This window comes from Thermus sp., assembly GCF_040290245.1.
In the GTDB taxonomy this organism is placed as follows: domain Bacteria; phylum Deinococcota; class Deinococci; order Deinococcales; family Thermaceae; genus Thermus_A.
The window spans coordinates 15,895-22,664 of record NZ_PSMQ01000026.1 but is presented as its reverse complement, the minus strand read 5'-3'; the positions used below and the strand labels follow the sequence as shown (position 1 = coordinate 22,664).

At 64.9% G+C, this 6,770-nt stretch carries 12 protein-coding genes; 8 read left to right on the top strand and 4 right to left on the bottom strand.

The genetic code is table 11. The annotated features are described in order from the left end of the window. Positions 1 to 58: 58 nt before the first annotated feature. The 7 genes from rpmG to rplL all read left to right on the top strand — a co-directional run bounded on the left by rpmG (position 59) and on the right by rplL (position 3,204). Positions 59 to 223, top strand: coding sequence for a 50S ribosomal protein L33 (gene rpmG / locus C4301_RS05370; RefSeq protein WP_352414078.1), 165 nt, complete (start codon positions 59 to 61; stop codon positions 221 to 223). Further along, entirely contained in the window at positions 223 to 405 is a 183-nt protein-coding gene (gene secE, locus C4301_RS05365) for a preprotein translocase subunit SecE (protein ID WP_352414077.1), read from the top strand. Before rpmG ends, secE begins: the two co-directional genes overlap by 1 nt. Continuing rightward, positions 402 to 953 (top strand): transcription termination/antitermination protein NusG, encoded by a 552-nt coding sequence (gene nusG, locus C4301_RS05360; protein WP_352414076.1) that lies wholly within the window; start codon positions 402 to 404, stop codon positions 951 to 953. The genes secE and nusG overlap by 4 nt, the downstream gene beginning before the upstream one ends. A 42-nt stretch (positions 954 to 995) precedes the next feature. Then, on the top strand, positions 996 to 1,430 hold the full coding sequence (rplK, locus tag C4301_RS05355) for a 50S ribosomal protein L11 (protein WP_352414075.1): 435 nt from the start codon (positions 996 to 998) through the stop codon (positions 1,428 to 1,430). Next, a complete protein-coding gene (gene rplA / locus C4301_RS05350; RefSeq protein ID WP_352414074.1) occupies positions 1,423 to 2,112 on the top strand; it encodes a 50S ribosomal protein L1 in 690 nt (229 codons plus the stop codon). The genes rplK and rplA overlap by 8 nt, the downstream gene beginning before the upstream one ends. A 182-nt stretch (positions 2,113 to 2,294) precedes the next feature. Then, on the top strand, positions 2,295 to 2,816 hold the full coding sequence (gene rplJ, locus C4301_RS05345) for a 50S ribosomal protein L10 (protein WP_352414073.1): 522 nt from the start codon (positions 2,295 to 2,297) through the stop codon (positions 2,814 to 2,816). A gap of 10 nt (positions 2,817 to 2,826) precedes the next feature. Continuing rightward, complete coding sequence (gene rplL / locus C4301_RS05340) at positions 2,827 to 3,204, top strand: 50S ribosomal protein L7/L12 (RefSeq protein ID WP_352414072.1); 378 nt, start codon at positions 2,827 to 2,829, stop codon at positions 3,202 to 3,204. 45 nt (positions 3,205 to 3,249) lie between these two features. Here the strand turns inward: rplL and C4301_RS05335 are convergent, their stop codons facing one another. Beyond that, the gene (locus C4301_RS05335) at positions 3,250 to 3,708 is read right to left on the bottom strand and encodes a hypothetical protein (RefSeq protein ID WP_352414071.1); all 459 of its coding nucleotides are present in this window, start codon (positions 3,706 to 3,708) and stop codon (positions 3,250 to 3,252) included. A 43-nt stretch (positions 3,709 to 3,751) separates the two neighbouring features. Here C4301_RS05335 and prfB point away from each other — a divergent pair. Continuing rightward, a protein-coding gene (gene prfB / locus C4301_RS05330) for a peptide chain release factor 2 (RefSeq protein WP_352414070.1) occupies positions 3,752 to 4,877 on the top strand; the annotation gives its coding sequence in 2 pieces (ribosomal slippage) (positions 3,752 to 3,802 and positions 3,804 to 4,877; 1,125 coding nt in all). Positions 4,878 to 4,942: 65 nt separating this feature from the next. Here prfB and phoU read toward each other — a convergent pair. The 3 genes from phoU to C4301_RS05315 form a co-directional block, all read right to left on the bottom strand. Next, entirely contained in the window at positions 4,943 to 5,605 is a 663-nt protein-coding gene (gene phoU / locus C4301_RS05325; RefSeq protein WP_352414069.1) for a phosphate signaling complex protein PhoU, read from the bottom strand. Between the two features lies 1 nt (position 5,606). Continuing rightward, positions 5,607 to 6,500 carry an ATP-binding protein gene (locus tag C4301_RS05320; protein ID WP_352414068.1) on the bottom strand — a complete coding sequence of 298 codons (894 nt, stop codon included), beginning with the start codon at positions 6,498 to 6,500 and terminating at the stop codon, positions 5,607 to 5,609. Beyond that, a partial coding sequence (locus C4301_RS05315; protein ID WP_352414067.1) for a winged helix-turn-helix domain-containing protein occupies positions 6,497 to 6,770 on the bottom strand: 274 nt, incomplete at its 5' end. The genes C4301_RS05320 and C4301_RS05315, both read right to left, overlap by 4 nt.

Genomic DNA, 6,770 nt, shown 5'->3' with positions numbered 1-6,770 from the left:
CAAGATCCTGGAGTAAGACCAGGGGAGGGGGCTTGGCCCCTTGCCCAGAAGGGAAGCCATGGCCAGCGAGGTCCGCATCAAGATCCTCTTGGAGTGCACCGAGTGCAGGCGGCGCAACTACGCCACGGAGAAGAACAAGCGCAACACCACGGGAAAGCTCGAGCTCCGGAAGCACTGCCCCTGGTGCAACAAGCACACGGTGCATAAGGAAGTGAAGGCCTGATGCTTCGGCGCGTGATCCGCTACCTTCAGGAAGCCCGGGCGGAGCTTTCCCGGGTGACCTGGTCGAGCCGCGAGGAGATCGTCCAGTCCACGGAGGCCGTCCTCCTTTTCGTTCTGTTCGCCATGGTCATCCTTGGCCTCTACGATGCGGTCTTCCGGTTTTTAATGGGGCTCATCCGATGATCGAGTGGTACGCGGTCCACACCTACGTGGGGCAGGAGGAGAAGGCCAAGGCCAACCTGGAGAAGAGGATAAAGGCCTTTGGGCTTCAGGACAGGATCTACCAGGTCCTCATCCCCACGGAGGAGGTGGTGGAGCTCCGCGAGGGGGGGAAGAAGGAGGTGGTGCGGCGGAAGCTCTTCCCCGGGTACCTCTTCATCCAGGCGGACCTGGGGGACGGGGAGGAGCTCAACGAGGCCTACGAGGTCATCCGAGGAACCCCTGGGGTGACTGGGTTCGTGGGCACCGCCACCCGGCCGGTTCCCCTTTCCCCGGACGAGGTGCGCCACCTTTTGGAGGTGAGCGGCCTCTTGGGGAAGAAGGAGGCCCCCAAGGCCCAGGTCTCCTTCCGGGAGGGGGATACGGTCCGGGTGATCTCCGGCCCCTTCGCCGACTTCACGGGCACCGTGACCGAGATCAGCCCCGACCGGGGCAAGGTCAAGGTCATGGTTACGATTTTTGGACGCGAGACCCCTGTGGAGCTGGACTTTTCCCAGGTGGTCAAGTCGTAGGCGTTTGCACCCCTAACTTGGGGGGAGCCTAGGAGGAACAACATGAAAAAAGTAGTTGCAATGGTTAAGCTCCAGCTGCCTGCGGGCAAGGCCACGCCCGCACCCCCGGTGGGCCCGGCCTTGGGCCAGCACGGGGCCAACATCATGGAGTTCGTCAAGGCCTTCAACGCGGCCACGGCGAACATGGGGGACGCCATCGTCCCCGTGGAGATTACCATCTACGCGGACCGCTCCTTCACCTTCGTCACCAAGACCCCGCCCGCTTCCTACCTCATCCGCAAGGCCGCGGGCCTCGAGAAGGGGGCCCACAAACCCGGGCGGGAAAAGGTGGGCCGGATCACCTGGGAGCAGGTTCTGGAGATCGCCAGGCAGAAGATGCCGGACCTGAACACCACCGACCTCGAGGCCGCGGCCCGGATGATCGCTGGGGCCGCCCGGTCCATGGGGGTGGAGGTCATAGGAGGGCCCAATGCCTAAGCGGGGTAAGCGTTACCGTGCCCTTCTGGAAAAGGTGGACCCGAACAAGGTCTACTCCATCGAAGAGGCGGCCCGGATTCTGAAGGAGCTGGCCACCGCCAAGTTTGACGAGACGGTGGAGGTCCATGCCAAGCTGGGCATCGACCCCAGGAAGTCGGACCAGAACGTCCGCTCCACCGTGACCCTGCCCCACGGCACCGGCCGCCAGGTCCGGGTCTTGGCCATCGCCAAGGGGGAGAAGATCAAGGAGGCCGAGGAGGCGGGGGCCGACTACGCGGGCGGCGAGGAGATGATCCAGAAAATTCTGGACGGCTGGATGGAGTTCGACGCCGTGGTGGCCACCCCGGACGTGATGGGGGCGGTGGGCTCCAAGCTGGGCCGAATCCTGGGTCCCCGGGGCCTTCTGCCGAACCCCAAGGCGGGCACCGTAGGGTTCAACATCGGGGAGATCATCCGGGAGATCAAGGCGGGGCGGATCGAGTTCCGCAACGACAAGACCGGGGTGGTCCACGCCCCTGTGGGGAAGGCCAGCTTCCCCGCGGAAAAGATTGCGGAGAACATCCGCGCCTTTATCCGGGCCCTCGAGTCGGCCAAACCCGAGGCCGCCAAGGGGACCTTTTTGCGCTCCGTCTACGTGACCACCACCATGGGCCCCTCCCTGAAGGTCAACCCCCACTCCTAGGGGTTGCCCTTTTGGGGGGGGGTGGGTATACTCACCTTTGGCACCCCGGCGCGGGGTTCCCGCGCCAGCCAAAGACCGCGGGGGGGTTAAGGCCCTTAAACATCCCGCCGAGGCGCTTGAGGGGGAGCGTTTCGTAAATCCCGTTTAAAAAAGGGGTTCCCCTGCCCCAGGAGGAGGAAGGCGTGCCGAGCAAGCGCAACGTGGAGCTCTTGGCCGCTCTTACGGAGACCCTGAGGGCGGCGAACGGCTCGTTCTTCCTGGTGAACTACCAGGGGCTCACCGCAAAGGAGACCCATGCGCTCCGCCAGGCCCTGAAGGAGAAGGGGGGGCGGCTTTTCGTCGCCAAAAACACCCTCATCGCCCTAGCCTTGAAAGCCCTGGGCCTTCCGGAGCTAGACGGTCTTACAGGGCCAAGCGCGGTGGTCCTCTTCCAGGATCCGGCGGCGGTGGCCAAGGTCCTAGTGGAGTTCTCCAAGAAGAACAACAAGGGGATTCCCGAGGCCAAGGGCGGCCTCCTCTCGGGCCAGGTCCTCGCTCCCAAGGACGTGGTGGCCTTGGCCGAGCTGCCCAGCATGGACGAACTCCGGGCGGAGCTGGTCGGGGTTTTGCAGGCCCCCATGGCCGAGCTCTTGGGGGTCCTGGGGGGTGTGGCCCGGGAACTGGTAGGCGTTTTGGAAGCGTACGCGGAAAAGCAGGCGGCTTAGGAGGGAGAAGATGGCGCTGGACATCGAACGGATCAAGCAGGAGCTTTCCCAGGCGACGGTTTTGGAGCTCAAGCAGCTGATTGACCTCCTGAAGGAGGAGTGGGGGGTGACCGCGGCGGCGCCCGTGGCCGTGGCGGCGGCCCCAGCGGCGGCCCAGGCGGCGGCTCCGGTGGAGGAGAAGACCGAGTTTGACGTCATCCTCAAGGAGGCGGGGGCGAAGAAGCTCGAGGTCATCAAGGAGCTTCGCGCCATCACCGGCTTGGGCCTGAAGGAGGCCAAGGACCTCGCGGAGAAGGGCGGCCCCGTCAAGGAGGGGGTCTCCAAGCAGGAGGCCGAGGAGATCAAGAAAAAGCTTGAGGCCGTGGGCGCGGTGGTGGAGCTGAAGTAAAGCGCTGCGCCTTGGGGTGCCCCCGGGCCTTAGGGCCCGGGTTTTTCACAGGATGCGCAGGGTCTCGGGGAAACGGAAGAAGAACCGCTCCCGCTCCTTGTGCGGGTCGTAGGCCAAGGCGGCGTACCCGGCCGCCTCGAGGGCGGTAAGGATCTCCTCGGCCACGCGTTTGTCCACGGCAAGCTTTTCGACGATAAAAAGGAGGGCCTCCTCCCGGGCCTCCTTAGGCCCTACAAAGGCCTGGAACTCCTCCTTTAGGCTTTTGAGGAGCCCCTTGAGGTCCAAGGGGACACGGCTTAGGAACCAGCGGGGGTTTCCCCCCGGCAGGTGGTGGGCATACCCCTCCTTTTCCAACGCCTCCGCCACCCTTTTCGCTTCCTTTAAGGGGAGGCCCTCCTGTTCCAGGGCCGTGGACAGGGCCTCCCGGGGCCCGGCCAGGCCCGTGGGGTACTTGGCTTTTAGGGCGTCGGCCCACTGGTTTAGGCTCCTATCCGTTGTGATCAAGTCGCTTGGCAGGGTCCGGGGCCCGAGGTATACTGGTAAAGGTATGGACGTAAAGGCCCTGCAGGACAGATTAGAAGCCCTTAGGGGGTATCTTTGACATCCCAGGAAAAGAAACTAGGCTGAGAGAGCTGGACGCCAAACTCCAGGACCCCACCCTTTGGACCCAGCCGGAGGAGGCGCGCAGGGTGACCCAGGAGGCGGCCCGGCTGAGGAAGGCGGTGGAGGCCTACCGGAGCCTCGAGTCCGACCTCCAAGGCCTGGTGGAACTCTACGCGGAGCTTCCCCTTGAGGATCGGGAGGCCCTGGGGCCGGAGCTCGAGGAAGCGGCGAAAAGACTAGACGAGCTTTACCACGCCACCCTCCTCTCCTTTCCCCACGCGGAGAAGAACGCCATCCTGACCATTCAGCCTGGAGCGGGGGGTACGGAGGCCTGCGACTGGGCGGAGATGCTCCTCAGGATGTACACCCGCTTCGCCGAGCGGCAGGGCTTTTCGGTGGAGGTGGTGGACATCACCCCGGGGCCGGAGGCGGGGATCGACTACGCCCAGATCCTCGTCCGGGGGGAGAACGCCTACGGCCTTCTCTCCCCCGAGGCCGGGGTGCACCGCCTGGTCCGCCCCTCCCCGTTTGACGCCTCGGGCCGCCGCCACACCTCCTTCGCGGGGGTGGAGGTCATGCCCGAGGTGGACGATACCGTGGAGGTGGTCATCCGGCCCGAGGATCTGCGGGTAGACGTCTTCCGCGCCCAGGGGCATGGGGGCCAGGGGGTGAACACCACGGACAGCGCGGTGCGCATCGTCCACCTCCCCACGGGGATCACGGTCACCTGCCAGACCACGAGAAGCCAGATCAAGAACAAGGAGCTGGCCCTTAAAGTTCTGAAATCACGCCTTTTTGAGCTGGAGTGGAGGAAGAAGCAGGAGGAGCTCAGGAAGCTCAAGGGCGAGGTCCGGCCCATCGAGTGGGGGAGCCAGATCCGGAGTTACGTTCTGGACAAGCAGTACGTGAAGGACCACCGGACGGGCCTGATGCGCTTTGACCCTCAGAACGTTTTGGACGGGGACCTCTTGGACTTCATCTGGGCGGGCCTCGAGTGGAAGGCGGGCCGCCGCCAGGCTGCGGAGGCTTCGCCTAGCGAACGGGTGGAGGAGGCTCTGGCCGAGGAGTGAGGGGCGGCTTTCCTTCCCCACCCCTGGGGCCCCCTTTTGGGGGTTTAACGGAGAGGCCCGGGGGCTCAGTACACGTCCTCGGGCTTTTTCTCCATCTCCCCGGTCAGCCAGTAGATGACCCGTTCGGCCACGTTTTCCAGGTGGTCCCCGAGCCGCTCGTAGCTCCGGGCCACCCGCATCAGGGTGAGGGCCTTGGAGATGGTCCGGGGGTCCTCCATCATGTAGGTGAGGAGCTCCCGGGTGACCTCCTCGTAAAGCCCGTCCACCTGGTCGTCCATGCTCAGGACCTCCCGCGCCAAAGCGGCGTTCCGCTCCGCCACCGCCTTGGCCAAGAGGTCCATCATCTCCAAAAGGCGCTTGCCCATCTGGGGGAGGGTGACGTACCGCTTCAAAGGGGGCTCTTGGGCTAGAAGAAGGGCATCTTCCGCCACGTGCATGGCGTAATCCCCCGCCCGCTCGAGGTCGGTCAGGGCCTTGATGACGGTGAAGACGAGCCGCAGATCCGAGGCCACCGGCTGGTGCCGGGCGATGAGGGCGATGGCCTGGTTCTCGACCTTGAGCTCCAGGGCGTCCACCTCCTTGTCCTTCAGAATCACGCCCCGGGCCTTCTCCGCGTTTCCTTCCACCAAGGCCTCCGTGGCCTCCTGGGTCATCTCGCGCACCAAGGAGAGCATCCGCAAGGCCTCTTCCACCAGGGCGTTTAATTCCTTGTCCAGGATTTCCCGCATCTTAAGCCTCCTTTTCCCAGTCTAGAGGAAAGTAGACCCCAAAGGCGTTTTCCCCTTCCCGTCTCAGGGCGTACGCTCCCCCGCCCCAGTTCCCGCTCAACCTTCTCACCAGGTAAAGCCCGAGCCCCCGGCCCAGCCCCCCTTGGAACCCCCGGTGGCCCGGGAGGAAAAGGGGCTCATAGGCCTCCAGCGGGGGTCCTTGGTCGCGGACCTCGAGGTGGAGCCGGCCTTCTCCCAGGAAGCTCACCACCCGGATGGGGTCTTTGCCGTACTTCAAGGCGTTGTCCAAAAGGTTGAGCAAGGCCTGGAAGACCGCGTCCGGGTCGGCCTTGACCTCTCCTTTGGCCGCGTAGAGAACCTCACGGCCCTCTAGCCTCTCCTTTAAAAGCGCCTTTAGCCGGGGCCAGAGCTCCTTTAGGTCAAAGACCCGGGCCGTCCGGAAGCCCTCCGAGGAAAGGCCCTCCACCAGACGGGCAAGCCGAAGGGCCTCCGCCTTCAGATGGGCCAAGACGGCCTCCTCCTCTGAAGTTTTGGGGGAGAGGGCCTCCAGAAGGGAGAGGATCCCCGCCAAGGGGGTCCTGAACTCGTGGGCCAGGACCTGGGCCGCTTCCTCCAGGTCCAGCCGCCTCGCCCGCCCCTCCGTCTCATCCAAAAGGTAGAGCGCCCCCGGAACGGCCTTTGCCGAAAGCCAGCGGCCTCGGACCTGAAACACCCGCTCCCCCCCAAAGAGGGCCAAGGCCTCGAGGCGGTGGTCCCTGAGGGCCAAAAGGAGGGGTTTTCCCAGGACCTTGTCCCGCTCCACCCCTAGAAGCTCCGCCGCCTTGGGGTTCAGATAGACCACCCTCCGGTCCTCGTGGACCACGATCCCCTCCCGGGCCTCCTCCCAGTGCTTCACCCCTCCTCCCGGAACCGGTACCCCACCCCCCGGACGGTCTCCAAGAACCGGGGCGACCTCGGGTCCTCCCCCAGCTTTTCCCGGAGCTGGAGGATGTGCTGATCCACGGTCCTAGGGGTGCCCAGGTACTCTCCCCAGACGGCCTCCAGAAGCTCCTCCCGGGTGTAGACCCGCCCCGGTCTTCGGGCCAAAAAGGCCAGAAGCTCAAACTCCCGGCGGGTGAGGGGGATGGTCCGCCCTTCCAGATGGACCTCTAGCCGGTCCAGATCC